At 59.3% G+C, this 19,990-nt stretch carries 20 protein-coding genes; 15 read left to right on the top strand and 5 right to left on the bottom strand.

Going from position 1 to position 19,990, the window contains the following annotated elements; all coding sequences use genetic code 11:
* Positions 1–16: 16 nt before the first annotated feature.
* Together SLW74_RS16855 and SLW74_RS16860 are read right to left on the bottom strand one after the other, a co-directional pair.
* Entirely contained in the window at positions 17–1,876 is a 1,860-nt protein-coding gene (locus SLW74_RS16855) for a DUF4105 domain-containing protein (protein ID WP_410929570.1), read from the bottom strand.
* 72 nt (positions 1,877–1,948) lie between these two features.
* Positions 1,949–2,437: a DUF3015 domain-containing protein gene (locus tag SLW74_RS16860; protein WP_065987685.1), complete on the bottom strand. Its 489-nt coding sequence runs from the start codon at positions 2,435–2,437 to the stop codon at positions 1,949–1,951.
* 280 nt (positions 2,438–2,717) lie between these two features.
* On the opposite strand from SLW74_RS16860, the gene SLW74_RS16865 reads away from it, so the two are divergent.
* The 5 genes from SLW74_RS16865 to SLW74_RS16885 all read left to right on the top strand — a co-directional run bounded on the left by SLW74_RS16865 (position 2,718) and on the right by SLW74_RS16885 (position 7,476).
* Positions 2,718–5,150 (top strand): Lon protease family protein, encoded by a 2,433-nt coding sequence (locus SLW74_RS16865; RefSeq protein WP_192133172.1) that lies wholly within the window; start codon positions 2,718–2,720, stop codon positions 5,148–5,150.
* A gap of 185 nt (positions 5,151–5,335) precedes the next feature.
* Positions 5,336–5,668: a hypothetical protein gene (locus SLW74_RS16870; protein ID WP_192133290.1), complete on the top strand. Its 333-nt coding sequence runs from the start codon at positions 5,336–5,338 to the stop codon at positions 5,666–5,668.
* A 171-nt stretch (positions 5,669–5,839) separates the two neighbouring features.
* Positions 5,840–6,328, top strand: a complete 489-nt coding sequence (locus tag SLW74_RS16875) for a TIGR00645 family protein (RefSeq protein ID WP_065987683.1) — start codon at positions 5,840–5,842, stop codon at positions 6,326–6,328.
* Between the two features lie 139 nt (positions 6,329–6,467).
* Positions 6,468–6,773, top strand: a complete 306-nt coding sequence (locus tag SLW74_RS16880) for a DUF6482 family protein (protein ID WP_369318901.1) — start codon at positions 6,468–6,470, stop codon at positions 6,771–6,773.
* 85 nt (positions 6,774–6,858) lie between these two features.
* Positions 6,859–7,476, top strand: coding sequence for an FKBP-type peptidyl-prolyl cis-trans isomerase (locus SLW74_RS16885; protein WP_410929571.1), 618 nt, complete (start codon positions 6,859–6,861; stop codon positions 7,474–7,476).
* A gap of 82 nt (positions 7,477–7,558) precedes the next feature.
* On the opposite strand, the gene SLW74_RS16890 is transcribed toward SLW74_RS16885, so the two are convergent.
* Positions 7,559–7,801: a hypothetical protein gene (locus SLW74_RS16890; protein ID WP_065987680.1), complete on the bottom strand. Its 243-nt coding sequence runs from the start codon at positions 7,799–7,801 to the stop codon at positions 7,559–7,561.
* 174 nt (positions 7,802–7,975) lie between these two features.
* A complete protein-coding gene (locus SLW74_RS16895; protein WP_369318902.1) occupies positions 7,976–8,944 on the bottom strand; it encodes a polyprenyl synthetase family protein in 969 nt (322 codons plus the stop codon).
* 239 nt (positions 8,945–9,183) lie between these two features.
* On the opposite strand from SLW74_RS16895, the gene rplU reads away from it, so the two are divergent.
* The 5 genes from rplU to SLW74_RS16920 all read left to right on the top strand — a co-directional run bounded on the left by rplU (position 9,184) and on the right by SLW74_RS16920 (position 12,972).
* Complete coding sequence (gene rplU, locus SLW74_RS16900; RefSeq protein WP_003176051.1) at positions 9,184–9,498, top strand: 50S ribosomal protein L21; 315 nt, start codon at positions 9,184–9,186, stop codon at positions 9,496–9,498.
* Between the two features lie 33 nt (positions 9,499–9,531).
* Positions 9,532–9,804, top strand: coding sequence for a 50S ribosomal protein L27 (rpmA, locus tag SLW74_RS16905; protein WP_037015434.1), 273 nt, complete (start codon positions 9,532–9,534; stop codon positions 9,802–9,804).
* Between the two features lie 241 nt (positions 9,805–10,045).
* Positions 10,046–11,269 (top strand): Obg family GTPase CgtA, encoded by a 1,224-nt coding sequence (gene cgtA / locus SLW74_RS16910; RefSeq protein ID WP_410929572.1) that lies wholly within the window; start codon positions 10,046–10,048, stop codon positions 11,267–11,269.
* 85 nt (positions 11,270–11,354) lie between these two features.
* Complete coding sequence (gene proB / locus SLW74_RS16915) at positions 11,355–12,473, top strand: glutamate 5-kinase (RefSeq protein ID WP_410929573.1); 1,119 nt, start codon at positions 11,355–11,357, stop codon at positions 12,471–12,473.
* A 28-nt stretch (positions 12,474–12,501) separates the two neighbouring features.
* Complete coding sequence (locus tag SLW74_RS16920) at positions 12,502–12,972, top strand: CreA family protein (RefSeq protein ID WP_108118986.1); 471 nt, start codon at positions 12,502–12,504, stop codon at positions 12,970–12,972.
* A 68-nt stretch (positions 12,973–13,040) separates the two neighbouring features.
* Here SLW74_RS16920 and rpsT read toward each other — a convergent pair whose 3' ends face one another.
* The gene (gene rpsT / locus SLW74_RS16925; RefSeq protein ID WP_037015424.1) at positions 13,041–13,319 is read right to left on the bottom strand and encodes a 30S ribosomal protein S20; all 279 of its coding nucleotides are present in this window, start codon (positions 13,317–13,319) and stop codon (positions 13,041–13,043) included.
* Positions 13,320–13,569: 250 nt separating this feature from the next.
* Between rpsT and murJ the strand changes: the two genes are divergently transcribed.
* The 5 genes from murJ (at position 13,570) to fkpB (ending at position 19,978) form a co-directional block, all read left to right on the top strand.
* A complete protein-coding gene (murJ, locus tag SLW74_RS16930) occupies positions 13,570–15,114 on the top strand; it encodes a murein biosynthesis integral membrane protein MurJ (RefSeq protein WP_296310843.1) in 1,545 nt (514 codons plus the stop codon).
* Between the two features lie 118 nt (positions 15,115–15,232).
* Complete coding sequence (ribF, locus tag SLW74_RS16935; protein WP_369318905.1) at positions 15,233–16,180, top strand: bifunctional riboflavin kinase/FAD synthetase; 948 nt, start codon at positions 15,233–15,235, stop codon at positions 16,178–16,180.
* A 1-nt stretch (position 16,181) separates the two neighbouring features.
* Positions 16,182–19,013: an isoleucine--tRNA ligase gene (ileS, locus tag SLW74_RS16940; protein WP_369318906.1), complete on the top strand. Its 2,832-nt coding sequence runs from the start codon at positions 16,182–16,184 to the stop codon at positions 19,011–19,013.
* The gene (lspA, locus tag SLW74_RS16945; RefSeq protein ID WP_065987672.1) at positions 19,006–19,518 is read left to right on the top strand and encodes a signal peptidase II; all 513 of its coding nucleotides are present in this window, start codon (positions 19,006–19,008) and stop codon (positions 19,516–19,518) included. The genes ileS and lspA overlap by 8 nt, the downstream gene beginning before the upstream one ends.
* A gap of 7 nt (positions 19,519–19,525) precedes the next feature.
* Complete coding sequence (fkpB, locus tag SLW74_RS16950; RefSeq protein ID WP_065987706.1) at positions 19,526–19,978, top strand: FKBP-type peptidyl-prolyl cis-trans isomerase; 453 nt, start codon at positions 19,526–19,528, stop codon at positions 19,976–19,978.
* Positions 19,979–19,990: the final 12 nt, after the last annotated feature.

Below are 19,990 nucleotides of genomic sequence, written 5' to 3' on the forward strand. Positions count from 1 at the left end.
ACCAGGAGCGCATCACTCAATAGTGATACCACTTCAGCTCAAGCATCACTTCATTAACCGGTGAGGTCAGCTGGCTGAAATCCCGCTGCGCACTGAGCCGCAGGCCGAGGTTGCGCGACAGTTCCCATTGCTGATTGAGGCTGATGTTGCGCCGTACTTCGCCGTTGGTGAAGTAATCGCCCTTGGTTTCCAGGCTGAAATTACCCAGTGGATTGCGCCACAGCACGCCGGTATTGAAACCCGCCGCCGGCGAAATAAGCGCCGAGAAATCGTTGTTGTGTTCAACCCGCACGGTGCCCAGTGCGAAGCCCAGCACGTCATCCCCCAATTTCCATGTCCCGCCCGCGCCGCCGTTGACGTGACTCACCAGATTCTCGTCGCCGTGCTTGCCCAGCACCCGCTCAAGGCCGCCCGCCACTTGCCACGACCAGGGCTGCAATAGCTCGTTGCGAGGTGTCAGCGAGCGGATTGTCGCCAGATCAAGCCGCTGCACCTGCCAATGACTGTCTTCGTATTGGCGCAGCTTGAGCTGCAGGATTTCGATCTGCGCGCCGAGCGGAAAGCCATACGCGTTGTCATTCAAATCGTGATACGCCATGCGCAGGCCGTATTCGGCGAACTCCTTGTCATCCCGGGTGCCGGCACCCAATTGCCATGTGCGCGACTCATGCCCGTCCTCCGGCAGACCCGGGCGTTCAATCTCCAACGGCGGCGGCGGATTGGTGCTGATCGCACGCAGCAGGTCATAGCTGCGTTGCGCGCTCGTCGGATCACGTTCCTGGCCGTTGGCGCGATACCGCTCCAGCCTGTAGGCCGCGTCCTGAATCAATGCGCGACGTTCCTTCGGCAACGCGATGTACTCGGCGCTCTGCATTTGCTTCTGGTCCGCGCTGACTTTCAAAACCCACTGCTGCTCATCGTGATTCAGCGGCTCGGCGCGGCTCAGCAGCTCGCGTTCCCTGGAAGGGCGATACTCGATCTTCTCGACCAGACCCGCTTCCTTGACCGCGCGCACGGTGTCCGTGGGAATGGCCGTCAGACGAAACTGCGGCGTCAGGTCCAGACTAGGGCGAGCCACCTGAAGCAGCTCTAGCAAGCGGTAGGAGCAGTTCTCGTCAAAAAAGAAATACCCGAAGCGAATCTGTTTGAGTTCCCACACGTGCTCGACCATGCGCCGGGTTTCTTCGGGCGTCAGGTTGAGGCGGTATTCCCACAAATCGCGGTTCTCCAAACTACGGTACTCGGAGAGTTTTTCCTGGTACGGCACCAGCGCGAACAGCCCCGGATAGCCTCCTGCCAAGCCTTTCCACGCATACAGAATGCTGTTGTCGGAACCCTCGATGTAAGCGCCGAAATTAATCGCGTAGCTGAGCAAAGCGGTCTTGTTGGCCTGCACGTCCGCCTGATCGATGCGCAGCAGCGTGTGGCCGAACATGGACGACGGGCTGTTGAGGTAGGCCGCCGGGAAGATCAGCACGGTGCTGTCCGGGGCCACATCGGAAAACCATTTGTTGAATTCTTTGCAGTCAACCGCGGGCAAATCGGTCAGCTTCAATTCGTCGCGCAGAAAGCGCGTGCGGGAGGGGTAAACGCATTGCGGATGGGCGTTTTCCTGGCCTTGGGTGACAGGGCGGTAGATCGCCTCAAGCGTCGCGGCCAGCTCGGCTTTGGGGTCATGGGCGCCGTTCTGGGCGAGGAAGAATTTCGGGTCGTCGACATAGCTGCGCCAGCCACCCAGCTTGCCGGCTTCGTAGTGGCCGATGGAGATCCAGAATCTGGAATTGGCCAGTTGCTGCAAACGATCATTGTCGACGTGAGGCGCGGCGGACAGCGGGGCGCAGACACAGAGCATCAGCCAGGCAAGGCGTTTGAGCATAGAGTGGCAACTAGTCAGAAGTGGGCAGGGCGGAGAACCTGCCTTCCGGGGAGGAAGGCAGGCGGCACGACTTTAAGCTTGGGTTGCGTATTTAGCCAGAGTCGGATCGTTCTTCAGGATGTCGATGGTGTTGGTGTGAACGTCTTCAGCAGTGGCGTCGGCCTTGGTGAAGATCTGCTGATAGTGCTCGTGGGTGACTGCGGCGAAATGCGCACGGTCTTCCGGTGCAACGCCCAACACGACCGCATACGTGGTCAGTGCTTCGCCTTGGCCCATGGCCATGTCCTTGGAAAGCTCATCCATCATGCCGTTCATGGCAATCCAGGATTTGCCGCCGTAAGTCAGCGCGCTGTTGGTGGAGCAACCGTTGGTGCCCGAGGTCATGCCGAAGGTGGCGTTGCCCGAAGTACCGTTGGTGGTGGAAGCGAGGAAGTGAGCGGGAGTACCGCGTTGACCTTCAAACAGCATGTTGCCCCAACCGCAGTCCGGACCGCCAGGCGCTTGAGCCATGGCGTTGATGGACACAGCGGCGAAGAGAGTACCAAGAAGAATCCGTTTCATAGCTTTAGTCTCTGTTGTTTCAACCAAGGGTCGGATTCCTGGCCGTAAGGGCGCCAGGGCGAACCGGTTATTTAAATTGTTACCGGTCGCGCAAGTTGGAGTTTAGGCACGATATGAACGTTCCGTCAGCAATTGCAGATTGTTGCGTGTAATCCACCTCCGCCGGGTGTGTAGGCAGGTTCCTCATACGGAAAAGCGATCAGGTGGTTCATGCCTTGCCAGTGCGGTGCGGCGAGCGCCAGAATGCGCCCATCTGCCCCGCCTGATGTAAGGATGTCCGATGCCCGATTCTGTTGCTGCCAGCTTGCGACTTGCGCCCGAAGCGCTGACCCGTCCCTTTTCCGCTGAACAGTTCAGCTTCACGACAACCAACGATCTGGAACCCTTTCGCGGCGTGCTCGGCCAGGAACGAGCGGTCGAAGCCCTGCAATTTGGCGTCGCCATGCCGCGCCCCGGCTACAACGTGTTCGTCATGGGCGAGCCTGGCACCGGGCGCTTCTCTTTCGTCAAACGCTACCTCAAGGCCGAAGCCAAGCGCATGCAGACGCCGTCGGACTGGGTGTACGTCAACAATTTTGACGACGCCCGCGAGCCGCGCGCATTGGAATTGCCGCCCGGCAGCGCCAGTGCGTTCATTGCCGACATCAACGGACTGATCGACAACCTGCTGTCGACGTTTCCTGCGGTGTTCGAGCATCCGTCCTACCAGCAAAAGAAGAGCTCGATCGACCGCGCCTTCAACCAGCGCTATGACCGTGCACTCGACGTCATCGAGCGTCTTGCGCTGGAAAAGGACATCGCGCTGTACCGCGACAACACCAATATCGCCTTCACCCCGATGCTCGAAGGCAAGGCGCTGGACGAGGCCGAGTTTTCGCAATTGCCGGAAGTCGAGCGCGAGCGTTTTCACACCGATATTTCGGCGCTGGAGGAGCGCTTGAATGAAGAGCTCGCCAGCCTGCCGCAGTGGAAGCGCGAGTCCAACAACCAGATGCGTGAGCTCAATGAAGAGACCATCATCCTCGCGCTTCAGCCCCTGCTGGCACCGTTGTCCGAGCAGTACGCCGAAAACGCCGCGGTGTGCGCCTACCTCCAGGCGGTGCAGGTCAACCTGCTGAAAACCGTGGTCGAGCAACTGGTCGACGACAGCAAAACCGATGCCCAGGCACGCAAGCTGCTCGAAGAGCAATACTGCCCAAGCCTGATGGTCGGCCATGCCGCCAGCGGTGGTGCGCCGGTGGTGTTCGAACCACACCCGACTTACGACAACCTCTTCGGCCGTATCGAATACAGCACCGATCAGGGCGCGCTTTACACCACCTATCGTCAGCTACGGCCCGGAGCGTTTCACCGGGCCAACGGCGGCTTTCTGGTGCTCGAAGCCGAGAAGATGCTCAGCGAGCCATTCGTGTGGGACGCCCTCAAGCGCTCCCTGCAATCGCGCAAGCTGAAGATGGAAGCACCGTTGGGTGAGCTGGGGCGTCTGGCTACCGTGACCCTGACCCCGCAGACCATTCCGCTGCAGGTCAAAGTCATCATCATTGGCGCACGATCGCTCTATTACACACTGCAGGACCTCGATCCGGACTTCCAGGAGATGTTCCGGGTGCTGGTGGATTTCGACGAAGACATCCCGATGGTCGACGAGAGCCTGGAGCAATTCGCCCAGCTGCTCAAAACCCGGACCTCGGAGGAGGGCATGGCCCCCCTGACGGCGGACGCGGTCGCGCGCCTTGCCACGTACAGTGCGCGTCTCGCCGAGCATCAGGGGCGCTTGTCGGCGCGCATCGGCGATCTGTTTCAACTGGTCAGCGAGGCGGACTTCATCCGCAGCGTGGCCGGTGACGAGCGCACCGACGCCGGACACATCGAGCGGGCGTTGAAGGCCAAGGCCACCCGCACCGGTCGTGTTTCCGCACGCATTCTCGACGACATGCTGGCGGGCATCATCCTGATCGACACCCATGGCGCGGCGGTCGGCAAATGCAACGGCCTGACGGTGCTGGAAGTGGGGGATTCCGCGTTCGGTGTGCCGGCGCGCATCTCAGCGACGGTCTACCCGGGCGGCAGCGGCATCGTCGACATCGAGCGTGAGGTCAACCTGGGTCAGCCGATTCACTCCAAAGGCGTAATGATCTTGACCGGTTATCTGGGCAGCCGTTATGCCCAGGAATTCCCGCTGGCCATTTCCGCGAGCATCGCGCTGGAGCAGTCATACGGCTACGTCGATGGCGACAGCGCGTCCCTCGGCGAGGTCTGCACGCTGATTTCCGCACTGTCGAAAACCCCGCTCAAGCAGTGCTTCGCCATCACCGGCTCGATCAACCAGTTCGGTGAAGTCCAGGCGGTGGGTGGCGTCAACGAGAAGATCGAAGGATTCTTCCGGCTCTGCGAAGCCCGAGGTCTTACGGGCGATCAAGGCGCCATCATTCCCCATGCCAACGTTGCCACGCTGATGCTCGACGAGCGCGTGCTGCAAGCGGTGCGCGCCGGCCAGTTCCACGTGTACGCCGTGCGTCAGGTGGATGAAGCGCTGAGCCTGTTGGTGGGCATGCCTGTCGGAGAAGCGGACGAAGACGGTCAATTCCCCGATGATTCGGTCAACGGCAGGGTAGTGGACCGCCTGCGCGACATCGCTGAAATGCTCAGTGACGACGACCTCAAAGAGCTCGAAAAGGAGGCGCCACAATTACAGCCCGAGCTGAAAAGCTAGGCCTTTGACGTCAATGAAACGGGGCGCTTGATGGCAAAATGACCATTCGGCGCCCTTTTCGTTTTCGCGCTTTTCCAACGGGGTATTTGTTCGATATTGTCGGGTTGCAGCAGTTGTCAAAGGGACTGACGCATTTCTCTCGTTACGCGAAGGAGATGAATACTGCAATCAATGAGGAGCTCGCCATGCCGCGCAGCCTCTGTCTTACTCGCCAATGCCTGGGTCTGGTGACCCGAATCGAATGTGTCGTTCGCCCGTTGTCAGGCGATACAGGAATGTGGACCTTGTTGTTCGCTGCCGGAATGTCTGGCGAACAGCCCTCGGCACTCAAGGCTCAGGGGCCTTTTCATGGACCGATTGCTGCCGAATCGGTGCTTGATGCCATTGCTGAAAGCCTTGTGTTGCATGGCTATGAAACGGCGGAGGAGATCCCGATCTGGAGCCTTCACCTTCAAGGGGAGCTGCGAAGGATCAACAGCGACGCTGCTCAGGCTCAGCGGACGTCTCCGGTCAACTGATCCCAGCCTCTCGACGCGTCCGCATGTGCTTTCTTCGGTCTCCAAAATGCGGATTCGTCGATCTCCTCCGGCGCCCGATCGGGCGTTATTGTTTCAACTCTTTTCGCGGTGGGTTGTGCTAATTGGCCTTCGCCCTATACTCGCGAGCTTTTCAATGATCTGTGAGCTTCAATGGAACGTTTTATCGAAAATGCCATGTACGCATCGCGCTGGTTGCTGGCGCCGATCTACTTCGGTTTGTCTCTGGGGCTTCTGGCGCTGGCGCTGAAGTTTTTCCAGGAAATCTTTCACATCATCCCTAACGTGTTCGCGCTGGCCGAATCGGATCTGATTCTGGTGCTGCTGTCGTTGATCGACATGGCGCTGGTCGGTGGTCTGCTGGTCATGGTGATGATCTCCGGCTACGAAAACTTCGTGTCTCAACTCGATATCGACGAAGGCAAGGAAAAGCTCAACTGGCTGGGCAAGATGGATTCTTCGTCGCTGAAGATGAAAGTCGCCGCGTCCATCGTCGCGATTTCGTCCATTCACCTGTTGCGGGTGTTCATGGACGCCAAGAACATCGAGCCTCAATACCTGATGTGGTACGTGATCATCCACATGACATTCGTGGTCTCTGCCTTCGCGATGGGCTATCTGGACAAGCTGACCAAGCACTGATCGCCTGCGCTTCCGGCTGTAGGGTGATCGCAGCGTTACGAGCCAATATGACCAGCGGCACTGCTGGTCCCTTGCGCTCAGGCCAGTGTCAGCGAGACTTGGGGTTCGCTTATTCAGCCAGTCACCACGAGGCTTAGCCATGAACTTGCAGGAACTCACCTCACACGCCGGCGCCGGCCGCATCGACGAACTCAACCTTATCTCCATCGAAGGCGGCATCTACCTGCTGGAAGCGCGGATGCAGGGCGTCGCACATCGTCTGGTCGACGCACAGAACAAAGCGTTGCACCTGCGTTCGGTCGAGCACGCACGGCAACTCCTGCAATCTGTGCCGCCCATCCCGTTCAGTCTGGTCCACGCCGTGGTCCATGATGAGATGTGTGGCGTGGAAGACGCCCTGGACCAGAACGTCAAGATCCCCCTGTCCATCCGCTCGACCTGGTAGGTTTTTACTGGATATTGCCCTTTGTGCTAGTCTGCCCGGCCTTTAAATGTGAGCACCCACGGGTGCTCTTCAGCGGAGCAGTGTCATGTCCGAAGTCAATCTGTCCACCGACGAAACCCGCGTCAGCTACGGTATTGGTCGTCAGCTGGGCGACCAACTGCGTGACAACCCGCCGCCGGGCGTCGACCTCGACGCCATTCTGGCCGGTCTGACCGACGCCTTTGCCGGCAAACCGAGCCGCGTTGGCCAGGAAGAAATGGGTGCGAGCTTCAAAGTCATCCGCGAAATCATGCAAGCCGAAGCAGCGGCCAAAGCTGAAGCAGCCGCTGGCGCCGGCAAGGAGTACCTGACCGAGAACGCCAAGCGTGATGGCGTTACCACTCTGGCCTCCGGTCTGCAATATGAAGTGATCACTGCGGGCGAAGGCGCTCAGCCGACCCGCGAAAGCAACGTGCGCACTCACTACCACGGGATGCTGATCGACGGCATTGTGTTTGACAGCTCCTACGATCGTGGCGAGCCGGCTGAATTCCCGGTTGGCGGCGTGATCCCAGGCTGGACCGAAGCCCTGCAACTGATGAAGGCCGGCAGCAAATGGCGTCTGTATGTTCCTAGCGAACTGGCCTACGGCGCTCAAGGCGTTGGCAGCATTCCGCCGCACAGCGTTCTGGTCTTCGACGTTGAACTGCTCGACGTTCTGTAAGCCTCTGTAGCGACCGCTTCACGCTCGACAGATGCCGAGTCAGCCCCGCGCTGGCTCGGCATTGTCATTTTAGGTGTCGTCATCAATGCAGTTCACTGGTCGGACGCAATGCCCGCGCATAGCAGAACAGAAACAGGCTCCGCACCATCTCCTTCTGAACGCCGGGTTCGCTTGAACTCAGGCTGCTGACATCCAGATCCCCCTGATCGCGCAATTCGTCCAGCGCCTCTTCTTCCAGCACCGCACACACTTGACCCGTCTCGCGATCGAGGATGCGCAGGTAGGGTTGTGGCCGGTCAAGCCAGGCATCAATCAGATACGTCATGTGATTCTCCTTGAGTGTTTCAATGAGAATAATTCTTATCTGAGGAATAGCAAGGATCTATTTGAGATTAATTCGCATTGCTGACGGGGCAGGCCTTGAGGGTGGGCCTGAATCCCGCACAACAAAAAGCCCGTCACATGGACGGGCTTTCAGCGGAGTGGAGCGGGGCAGCGGTCAGTGTGTGCGAGCGACCGCAAATTCACTCAGCTCGACGAGTGCGTCGCGATAGACGCTCGGCGGCAGCACATCCAGACAGGCAATGGCGCGAGCGATGTAGTCGCGTGCCAGCTGGGCGGTGTACTCGAGGGCGCCTGATGTTTCCACGGCGTTGCGGATGCTTTCGAGATCTTCCAGGCCGCCCTTCTGAATGGCCTGACGAACCAGCGCAGCCTGTTCAGCGGTGCCTTCGCGCATGGTGTAGATCAGCGGCAGGGTGGGCTTGCCTTCGGCGAGGTCATCACCGACGTTCTTGCCGAGGGTCTCCGCATCGCCGCGATAGTCCAGCAGGTCGTCGACGAGTTGGAAAGCGACACCCAGATGATCGCCGAAGGTACGCAGCGCTTCGCTTTGCTCCGGGCCGGCGTTGGCCAGGGCTGCGGCGCTGTGGGTCGACGCTTCGAAGAGCATTGCGGTTTTGCCGCGGATGACTTCCATGTAGGTTTCTTCGGTGGTGCTGGCGTCGCGTACTTTGGACAGCTGCAGCACTTCGCCTTCCGCGATGACCCGCGTGGCCTTCGAGAGGATCTGCATCACCTGCATCGAGCCCAGTTCAACCATCATCTCGAACGAGCGCGAATACAGGAAATCCCCCACCAGCACGCTGGGTGCGTTCCCCCACATGGCGTTGGCTGTCGAGCGGCCGCGACGCATGCCGGACATGTCTACCACGTCGTCGTGGAGCAGGGTGGCGGTGTGCAGGAATTCGATGGTCGCCGCCAAAAGGCGCAGGTCATCACCGCCAGAGCCCAGCGCTTTGCCGCACAACAGAACGAGCAACGGACGCAGGCGTTTACCGCCAGCGGAAGTGATGTAGTCGCCGATTTTGGAGACCAGCGGCACGCGCGATGTCAGCTGCTTCTTGATAATGTGGTCGACGGCTGTAAAGTCGTCCGCCACAGCGGTGTAGAAGGCTTGGGGTTGCATCAGCGAGACGTGCTCCAGAAGGGTTGCGCGGCATGCTAGGTTGCAGGCCCCACCCTGTCAAGGCGTGACATAACGCAGCTTGCAAGGCGTTGATCGCTTGCGTACAATCGCGCACCCTAACTTCCTGGGCAGCACCTGCCTTACGCAATTGCATGTCGGCCTTCCAGCCTTGTGCAGCCATGCCAGCCAATACCTCTTCCTATAAAGAGCTGGGTGAGCAGGATTATCGGAGATACACCATGTCTTATGCAGTAATCGTTACTGGCGGCAAGCAATACAAGGTCGCCCCAGGTGAATACCTGAAGATTGAAAAACTGGAAATCGCTACCGGCGAATCCGTTACTTTTGATCGCGTTCTGTTGGTTGCCAATGGCGACGACGTGAACATCGGCGCTCCAGTTGTTGCAGGCGCTACCGTTGTGGCTGAAGTGATCTCCCAAGGTCGTCACGATAAAGTCCGCATCATCAAGTTCCGTCGTCGTAAGCACCACATGAAGCGTATGGGCCACCGCCAGTGGTACACCGAGATCAAAATCACCGGTATTCAGGCTTAATTTCAGCCTAATCCTCACTAGGAGAATTGACTCATGGCACACAAAAAAGCTGGTGGTAGTACCCGTAACGGTCGCGACTCAGAAGCCAAACGCCTTGGCGTGAAGATGTATGGCGGCCAGGTTATCGTTCCGGGCAACATCATCGTGCGTCAGCGCGGCACCCAATTCCACGCTGGCTACGGCGTTGGTATGGGCAAAGATCACACCCTGTTCGCTAAAGTCGAAGGCGTGATCAAGTTCCAGGTTAAAGGCGCCTTCGGTCGTCGCTATGTAAGCATCGTGCCAAAGACTGAAGTCGCGGCATAATCTTGCGTTCAGGGGGTATGAGGGCCTGACCTTCATACCTCCTGAGCTGAAAAGCCCTGTCGATGACAGGGCTTTTTCGTTTGTAGAAGGGTCTGTTTCCGGTGAGTCTCTTGCAAAGCTGTTTGTGTGGGCCGTTGTGGTGTGAAGTCGCTGGTTTTTGATCGGTATCGCAACGCTCATCTTTGCAAGAGCCTTATGAATTTATGTTGTTTGCTCGTCTTTGTGACGGGAGGCGTGCGCTATGAAATTTGTTGATGAAGTATCCATTCGAGTAAAGGCCGGTGATGGCGGTAACGGTTGCATGAGCTTCCGTCGCGAGAAATTCATCGAGAACGGTGGTCCTAACGGTGGTGATGGCGGTGACGGCGGCTCGATCTACATGATTGCCGACGAAAACCTCAACACCTTGGTCGACTACCGCTACACCCGTCACTTCGACGCCGAACGCGGCTCGAACGGCGGCAGCACCGACTGCACCGGTCGCAAGGGTGAAGAGCTGGTGTTGCGTGTGCCGGTCGGCACGACTGTGATCGACGCCGGCACCCAGGAAGTCATCGGCGACCTGACCAAGGCCGGCCAGCGTCTGCTGGTGGCTCATGGCGGCTGGCACGGTCTGGGCAACACGCGTTTCAAATCCAGCACCAACCGCGCGCCGCGTCAGACCACCCCCGGCAAGCCGGGTGAGCAGCGTGACCTCAAGCTTGAGCTGAAAGTACTGGCTGACGTCGGTCTGCTCGGTTTGCCGAATGCCGGCAAGAGCACGTTCATTCGCTCGGTATCGGCTGCCAAGCCAAAGGTCGCTGATTACCCTTTCACCACGCTTGTCCCGAACCTGGGTGTCGTCAGCGTCGATCGCTGGAAGAGCTTTGTCGTCGCCGATATTCCCGGCCTGATCGAAGGTGCTTCCCATGGTGCAGGCCTGGGGATTCGCTTCCTCAAACACCTGGCCCGGACACGTCTGCTCCTGCACCTCGTCGACTTGGCGCCGCTGGATGAAAGCAGTGCGCCGGATGCCGCTGAAGTCATCGTCAACGAGCTGGTCAAGTTCAGCCCTGCGCTGGCCGACCGCGATCGCTGGCTGGTCCTGAACAAGTGCGACCAGATCCTCGAAGAAGAGCATGAGGCCCGCAAGCAGGAGATCATTGATCGTCTGGAGTGGACCGGCCCTGTCTACGTGATCTCGGCCATCGCCAAAGAAGGCACCGATCGCCTGACCCACGACATCATGCGCTATCTCGAAGACCGTGCTGATCGTCTGGCCAATGACCCGGCCTACGCTGCCGAGCTGGCTGAGCTGGATCAACGCATCGAAGACGAAGCTCGCGCCCAGTTGCAGGCGCTGGATGATCAGCGTGCCTTGCGCCGTAGCGGCGTGAAGAGCGTACATGACATCGGCGATGACGATTGGGATGAGGAAGACGTGGAAGACGAAGATGGTCCGGAAATCATTTACGTCCGCGACTGATCGACTGAAGTAAACTACGACGCCGCTCTTGAAGCGGCGTTTTAGTATCTAGAATTCGGACTCTCTGGCTTAAGGTTGAAAGATCATGCGGAGCAAGGTGACAGGTGCCCAGCGTTGGGTGGTGAAGATCGGAAGTGCGCTGCTGACGGCGGACGGCAAGGGTCTGGATCGCAACGCGATGGGTGTTTGGGTCGAGCAGATGGTGGCCCTGCATGAGGCGGGTGTCGAGCTGGTCCTGGTTTCATCCGGCGCAGTAGCGGCCGGTATGAGCCGTCTGGGCTGGACTGCGCGACCGAGTGCCATGCATGAGCTTCAGGCCGCTGCAGCAATCGGTCAGATGGGTCTTGTGCAGGCGTGGGAATCCAGCTTCGCCGAGCATCAACGGCATACTGCGCAGATTCTGCTCACTCACGATGATCTGTCCGATCGCAAGCGCTACCTGAACGCCCGAAGCACGTTGCGTACTTTGGTTGAGCTGGGAGTCATCCCTGTCATCAACGAAAACGACACCGTCGTCACCGACGAGATCCGTTTCGGCGACAACGACACCTTGGCGGCTCTGGTGGCCAACCTGGTTGAAGCTGATCTGTTGGTCATCCTGACCGACCGTGACGGCATGTTCGACGCCGATCCTCGCAATAATCCGGAGGCGCAGCTCATTTATGAAGCGCGCGCCGATGATCCCGCCCTAGATGCGGTGGCTGGCGGCACCGGCGGTGCGCTGGGTCGTGGCGGCATGCAGACCAAGTTGCGTGCGGCGCGACTCGCCGCCCGTTCCGGTGCGCACACCGTGATTGTGGGTGGCCGCATAGAACGCGTCCTGGCTCGTCTGAGGGCGGGTGAGCGATTGGGCACGTTGCTGTCCCCTGAGCGCGAAATGCTCGCGGCTCGCAAGCAATGGCTGGCCGGGCATCTGCAAACCCGTGGCACGCTGGTGCTGGACGAGGGGGCGGTAAAAGCACTGACCCAAAGCCATAAAAGTTTGCTGCCTGTCGGCGTCAAGCTGGTGCAGGGCAGCTTTCGTCGCGGCGAAATGGTGGTCTGCGTGGCGGCTGACGGTCGCGAGATCGCCCGCGGGCTGACCAATTACAGCGCGCTCGAAGCGCAGAAGATCATCGGTCTGCCCTCTGACGCCATCGTCAAGGAGCTGGGTTACATGGCCGAGCCTGAACTCGTGCACCGTGACAACCTGATTCTGGTCTGAAGTGCATCATCAAAAGAAGGAAGCATACATGCGAGTCATGAAAGGGCTGGTAGGCGCGTTGCTGATGTTGCCGTTGCTGGCATCGGCTGAAGAGATCGGCCAGGTATCTACTGTGTTCAAGATGGTCGGTCCTAACGATCGGATTGTGGTCGAAGCATTCGACGACCCCAAGGTCGACGGTGTGACGTGCTATCTGTCTCGCGCGAAAACCGGTGGGGTGAAGGGTGGTCTGGGCCTGGCTGAAGATCGTGCCGAAGCGTCCATCGCGTGCCGGCAGGTCGGTCCCATTCACTTCAAGGAGCAATTGAAGGATGGCGACGAAGTGTTCAAGGAGCGAACTTCGCTGGTGTTCAAGACGATGCAGGTCGTGCGATTCCTCGACAAGAAGCGCAATACGCTGGTGTACCTCGTTTACAGCGACAAGGTGATCGAGGGCAGTCCGCAGAATGCCGTGACCGCGATCCCGATCCTGCCATGGACACCTGCGCCGGCACCTTGAAGCTGCAGAGGCAAATCGAAGGCAATAAAAAACCGACCCTGGGGTCGGTTTTTTAAAAAGCGAATCGCTTAGGCTGCAGCAGCAAGGTTCAGAGCCTTGATGTGGCCATTCAGGCGACCTTTATGGCGAGCAGCTTTGTTCTTGTGGATGATGCCTTTATCGGCCATACGGTCGATAACTGGCACAGCCAGAACATAAGCAGCTTGCGCTTTTTCAGCGTCTTTAGCGTCGATGGCTTTAACTACATTCTTGATGTAGGTACGAACCATGGAACGCATGCTGGCGTTGTGGCTGCGACGCTTCTCAGCCTGTTTTGCACGTTTTTTGGCGGAAGGTGTGTTGGCCACCGTCGAGCTCCTCGAAAGACTTGGGAAATAGCTAACAAAATAGGCCGCGAATCATGCCGATGAGTTTGACACTTGTCAAGGGCAGTTGATGCGTTCCGCTGAGTGGTCGCAGTGTGGTGCCGAGGTGATTTCTTTCCGGCGTGCGACCTGTAAACTCGCGGGCTTTGGCTCTGAGCTGTTTTGCGGCGCGGAGTATCGCATATATGGAACGCGCTTTGGCGCTTCCTTTGGTCAGGCGTATAACCTTTCGATGAATCTACTCAAATCGCTTGCCGCCGTGAGCTCTATTACGATGCTTTCGCGGGTGCTGGGCTTTGTCCGCGACACCATCATCGCGCGCGCTTTCGGTGCCGGCATGGCCACTGACGCCTTCTTTATCGCCTTCAAGCTGCCCAATCTGCTGCGCCGGATCTTTGCCGAGGGCGCTTTTTCCCAGGCCTTCGTTCCCATCCTGGCGGAGTACAAGAGCCAGCAGGGCGAAGAGGCAACCCGCACATTTGTCGCGTATGTCACCGGCCTGCTGACCTTGGCCCTGGCGATCGTCACGGTGCTGGGCGTCGTATTTGCCCCGTGGGTCATCTGGGCCACCGCGCCGGGTTTTGCCGATACGCCGGAGAAGTTTCAGCTGACCTCGGACCTGCTGCGGGTGACCTTTCCTTATATATTGCTCATTTCTCTGTCATCACTGGCCGGCGCGATCCTCAACACGTGGAATCGCTTCTCCGTACCGGCGTTCGTGCCGACGCTGCTCAATCTGGCGATGATCTTCTTCGCCCTGTTCCTTACGCCCTATTTCCACCCGCCCGTGATGGCGCTGGGCTGGGCTGTGCTGGCGGGCGGTTTGCTGCAGCTTCTTTATCAGCTGCCGCACCTGAAAAAGATCGGCATGCTGGTGCTGCCGCGACTCAACCTGCGCGACACCGGTGTCTGGCGGGTGATGAAGCAGATGCTGCCGGCCATGCTCGGGGTGTCCGTCAGTCAGATTTCGCTGATCATCAACACCATATTCGCCTCGTTTCTTGTCGCCGGTTCCGTGTCTTGGATGTATTACGCCGACCGCCTGATGGAACTGCCTTCCGGGGTGCTCGGCGTGGCGTTGGGGACGATTTTGCTGCCTATCCTCTCGAAAACCTACGCCAGCCGGGATCGCCATGAATATTCGCGGATTCTCGACTGGGGCCTGCGCTTGTGTTTCCTGTTGGTGCTGCCGTGCACCCTGGCGCTCGGGCTGCTTGCCGAGCCGCTAACAGTTTCGCTGTTCCAGTACGGCAAGTTCGACGCCGTGGATGCTGCGATGACCCAGCGTGCGCTGGTCGCGTACTCGGTGGGACTGCTGGGCATCATCGTGATCAAGGTGCTCGCGCCGGGCTTTTATGCTCAACAAAATATCCGCACGCCGGTGAAAATCGCGATCTTCACCCTCATAGTGACTCAGCTGTTCAATGTGCTTTTCGTCTATGTCATCCATCTGGCACACGCCGGTTTAGCGCTCGCGATCAGTGTCGGGGCTTGCCTCAATGCGTTGCTGTTGTTCTGGCAGTTGCGCAAGCAGGACCTGTTTCAGCCGCAGCCGGGTTGGCCGATGTTCCTGGGCAAGCTGATTATCGCGGTGGTGGCGATGTCCGCCGTGCTGCTGGGCCTGATGCATGTGATGCCCGCTTGGTCAGACGGCGAGATGCTGCAGCGATTCCTGCGCCTCGGCGCGCTGGTACTGGCAGGTGTCGTGACGTATTTCGGCACTTTGCTGTTGCTGGGTTTCCGGGTCAGGCATTTCGCTCGCAAGGCGATCCTGTAGGATCAGTCGTCGTTTTCTGCCGGTTAACGTCGATTGTTGTGGTTTGCCCGGATGTGTCGCCTGTCGTAGACGGCGGTGTGTGGTTATAATCGGCCACTTTATGAGCAAGAAGCGCGTTATGCAGCTGGTTCGAGGCCTTCACAATCTGCGCCCGCAGCACCGGGGCTGCGTCGCCACCATTGGCAATTTCGACGGTGTACACCGGGGTCATCAGGCTATCCTGGCGAGACTGCGTGAACGCGCCGTCGAGCTGGGCCTGCCCAGCTGTGTAGTGATTTTCGAACCGCAACCGCGTGAGTTCTTCGCTCCCGACACTGCGCCGGCCCGTCTGGCCCGGCTGCGCGACAAGCTCGATCTGCTGGCTGGCGAGGGCGTTGATCTGGTGTTGTGCCTGGCCTTCAATCAGCGCTTCAGCAAGCTCAGTGCATCCGAGTTTGTCGACACCGTGCTCATCGATGGCCTGGGTGTGAAACACCTGGAGGTGGGTGACGACTTCCGTTTTGGCTGTGACCGCGTGGGCGATTTCGATTTCCTGCAAACAGTCGGCGCCGAAAAGGGCTTCACCGTCGAAGCGGCGCAGACCGTTGAAATCGATGGCGTCCGCGTCAGCAGCACCAAGGTGCGCACCGCGTTGGCCGCCGCAGACTTCACCCTGGCCGAGCATTTACTGGGCCGCCCGTTCGAAATCTCTGGCCGCGTACTGCATGGCCAGAAACTGGCGCGTCAGTTGGGTACGCCCACGGCCAACGTGCAACTCAAACGTCGTCGCGTGCCATTGACCGGTGTCTACCTGGTCAGCGCGCAGATCGATGGCAAGGTATGGCCGGGCGTCGCCAACATTGGCGTGCGTCCCAGCGTGGCGGGCGATGGACGTCCCCATCTGGAGATTCACCTTCTGGATTTTACCGGCGATATCTATGGCCGGCGTTTGACGGTGGTATTCCACCACAAGCTGCGTGATGAGCAGCGCTTTGCCTCCCTTGAGGCGCTCAAGACGGCGATCGATGCGGATGTCGCTGCCGCTCGTGCCCACTGGCACGACCAACCGCTAAACTTTAGAGCCTGAAATGACCGACTACAAAGCCACGCTTAATCTTCCGGACACCGCCTTCCCGATGAAGGCCGGCCTGCCCCAGCGCGAGCCGCAAACTCTGCAGCGCTGGGACAGCATTGGCCTGTACCAGAAGCTGCGCGAAATTGGCAAGGATCGGCCCAAGTTCGTGCTGCACGACGGGCCTCCGTACGCCAACGGCAATATCCACATCGGTCATGCGGTCAACAAGATTCTCAAGGACATGATCGTTCGCTCGAAGACCCTTTCCGGCTTCGACGCGCCTTATGTCCCGGGCTGGGATTGCCACGGCCTGCCGATCGAGCACAAGGTCGAAGTCACCCACGGCAAGAACCTGCCTGCGGACAAGACCCGGGAACTGTGCCGGGCCTACGCGGCCGAGCAGATCGAAGGGCAGAAAGCCGAGTTCATCCGTCTGGGTGTGCTGGGCGACTGGGACAACCCGTACCGCACCATGGACTTCGCCAACGAAGCCGGTGAAATCCGCGCGTTGGCTGAGATGGTCAAGAACGGCTTCGTCTTCAAGGGCCTGAAGCCGGTCAACTGGTGTTTCGATTGCGGCTCTGCATTGGCTGAAGCGGAAGTTGAATATCAGGACAAGAAATCGTCCACCATCGACGTCGCCTTCCCGGTGGCCGATGCCGACAAGCTGGCTGCCGCCTTCGGTCTGCCAAGTCTGGGCAAACCTGCTGCCATCGTGATCTGGACCACCACCCCGTGGACCATCCCGGCAAACCAGGCGCTCAACGTTCACCCGGAATTCACCTACGCACTGGTCGATACCGGCGAGCGCCTGCTGGTGCTGGCTGAAGAGCTGGTTGAGCCCTGCCTGAAGCGATGGAACCTTGAAGGTTCGGTGCTGGCGACGGCCGAAGGTTCGGCGCTCGAGCTGATCAATTTCCGTCATCCGTTCTACGATCGTCTTTCGCCCATCTATCTGGCCGACTATGTCGAGCTGGGCGCGGGCACCGGTGTCGTTCACTGCTCGCCGGCCTATGGCGTCGACGACTTCGTGATCTGCAAAAGCTACGGCCTGACCAACGACGACATCATCAGTCCGGTGCAGAGCAACGGCGTGTACAGCCCGTCGCTGGAGTTCTTCGGTGGCCAGTTCATCTTCAAGGCCAACCAGCCAATCATCGACAAGCTGACCGAAGTCGGCGCGTTGCTGCACACCGAAACCATCACCCACAGCTACATGCACTGCTGGCGCCACAAGACGCCGCTGATCTACCGCGCCACCGCGCAGTGGTTCGTCGGCATGGACAAGCAGCCGACGTCGGGTGACACCCTGCGCAACCGCGCCGTGAAGGCCATCGAAGAAACCAAATTCGTCCCGGCATGGGGGCAGGCGCGCCTGCACTCGATGATCGCCAACCGTCCTGACTGGTGCATCTCCCGTCAGCGCAACTGGGGCGTGCCGATCCCGTTTTTCCTGAACAAGGAAAGCGGCGAGCTGCACCCGCGCACCGTTGAGCTGATGGAAGAAGTCGCTCAGCGCGTCGAGCAGGAAGGCATCGAAGCCTGGTTCAAGATGGACGCTGCCGAGCTGCTGGGTGACGAAGCGCCGCACTACGACAAGATCTCCGACACTCTGGACGTCTGGTTCGATTCAGGCACCACGCACTGGCACGTCCTTCGCGGCTCCCACCCGATGGGCCACGAAAGCGGTCCACGCGCCGACCTTTACCTCGAAGGCTCGGACCAGCATCGCGGCTGGTTCCACTCGTCGCTGCTGACCGGTTGCGCCATCGACAATCACGCGCCGTACCGTGAATTGCTCACCCACGGTTTCACCGTGGACGAGAACGGCCGCAAGATGTCCAAGTCGCTGGGCAACGTCATCGCGCCGCAGACCGTCAACGACACACTGGGCGCGGACATCATGCGCCTGTGGGTTTCGGCGACCGATTACTCCGGCGAAATGGCCGTTTCCAACACCATTCTGCAGCGCAGCGCAGATGCGTATCGACGCATCCGCAACACCGCGCGCTTCCTGCTCTCGAACCTGACCGGCTTCAACCCGGCCACCGACTTGCTGCCAGCCGAAGAGATGCTGGCGCTGGACCGCTGGGCGGTGGATCGCGCCCTGCTGTTGCAGCGTGAACTGGAAGAGCACTACGGCGAATATCGGTTCTGGAACGTCTACTCGAAGGTGCACAACTTCTGCGTTCAGGAATTGGGTGGCTTCTATCTGGACATCATCAAGGACCGCCAGTACACCACCGGTGCCAACAGCACGGCGCGCCGCTCTTGCCAGACTGCGCTGTTCCACATCTCCGAAGCGCTGGTTCGCTGGATCGCACCGATCCTGGCGTTCACCGCCGATGAGCTGTGGCAGTACTTGCCGGGCGAGCGTAACGAGTCGGTCATGCTCAACACCTGGTATACCGAGCTCAGCGAACTGCCTGAAGGCTTCGAGCTTGATCGCGCCTACTGGGAGCGGATCATGGCGGTGAAGGTGGCGGTCAACAAGGAAATGGAAAACCTGCGCGCGGCCAAGGCCATTGGCGGCAACTTGCAAGCCGAAGTCACGCTGTACGCCGAAGACGCGCTGGTGGCGGATCTGTCCAAGCTGAGCAATGAGTTGCGCTTCGTGCTGATCACCTCAACGGCCAGCGTCGCGCCTTTCGTCAGCGCGCCTGCCGATGCGGTGGTCACCGAAGTGGCTGGTTTGAAACTCAAGGTCGTCAAATCCGGCCACGCCAAGTGCGCGCGCTGCTGGCATCACCGCGAGGATGTCGGGGTCAATCCGGAGCATCCGGAAATCTGCGGTCGTTGCGTCGACAACATCAGCGGCGCAGGCGAGGTTCGTCACTATGCCTAATGCATCGGCTGGCCGTATGGGCCGACTGGGTTGGTTGTGGTTGAGCGTGCTGGTGGTGGTCATTGACCAGGCCAGCAAGTTCTACTTCGAAAACCGCCTGGAGTTGTACGAGCAGATCGTCATCCTTCCTGACTACTTCAGCTGGATGCTGGCCTACAACACTGGCGCTGCGTTCAGCTTCCTGGCCGACAGTTCCGGCTGGCAGCGCTGGTTGTTTGCGCTGATCGCGGTCGTGGTGAGTGGGGTGCTGGTGGTCTGGCTCAAGCGGCTCGGGCGCGACGAAACCTGGCTGGCGATTGCCCTTGCCCTGATATTGGGCGGGGCGCTCGGCAATCTGTATGACCGAATCTTCATCGGCCATGTCATAGACTTCATATTCGTGCATTGGAAAGAACACGGCTTCCCGGCCTTCAATGTTGCGGACAGCGCCATTACCGTTGGCGCGATCATGCTGGCTCTGGACATGTTCAAGAGCAAGAAAACCGGAGAGACCGTCAATGACTGATCAGTTGATGACCGAACAGGCTACTCAGGAAACACGCATCGGTCAGAACACGGAAGTCACCCTGCATTTCGCGCTGCACCTGGAAAACGGCGACACCGTCGACAGCACGTTTGACAAGGCGCCGGCGACCTTCAAGGTCGGCGATGGCAGCCTGCTTCCGGGCTTTGAGGCGCTGATCTTTGGCTTCAAAGCCGGTGACAAACGCACGCTTCAAGTGCCGCCGGAAAACGCTTTCGGTCAGCCGAACCCGCAAAATCTGCAGGTCATGCCCCGTTCGCAGTTCCAGAATATGGAGCTGTCGGAAGGGCTGCTGGTGATCTTCAACGATGCGGCGAACACCGAGCTGCCGGGCGTGGTGAAATCGATGGACGATGATCAGGTCACCGTCGATTTCAACCATCCGCTGGCGGGCAAGACGTTGACCTTCGAAGTGGAAATTTTCGAGGTGAAGGCACTCTGAGCATCGCCAGAG

It is taken from the genome of Pseudomonas sp. W5-36 (assembly GCF_046540455.1).
Lineage (GTDB): Bacteria > Pseudomonadota > Gammaproteobacteria > Pseudomonadales > Pseudomonadaceae > Aquipseudomonas > Aquipseudomonas graminis_B.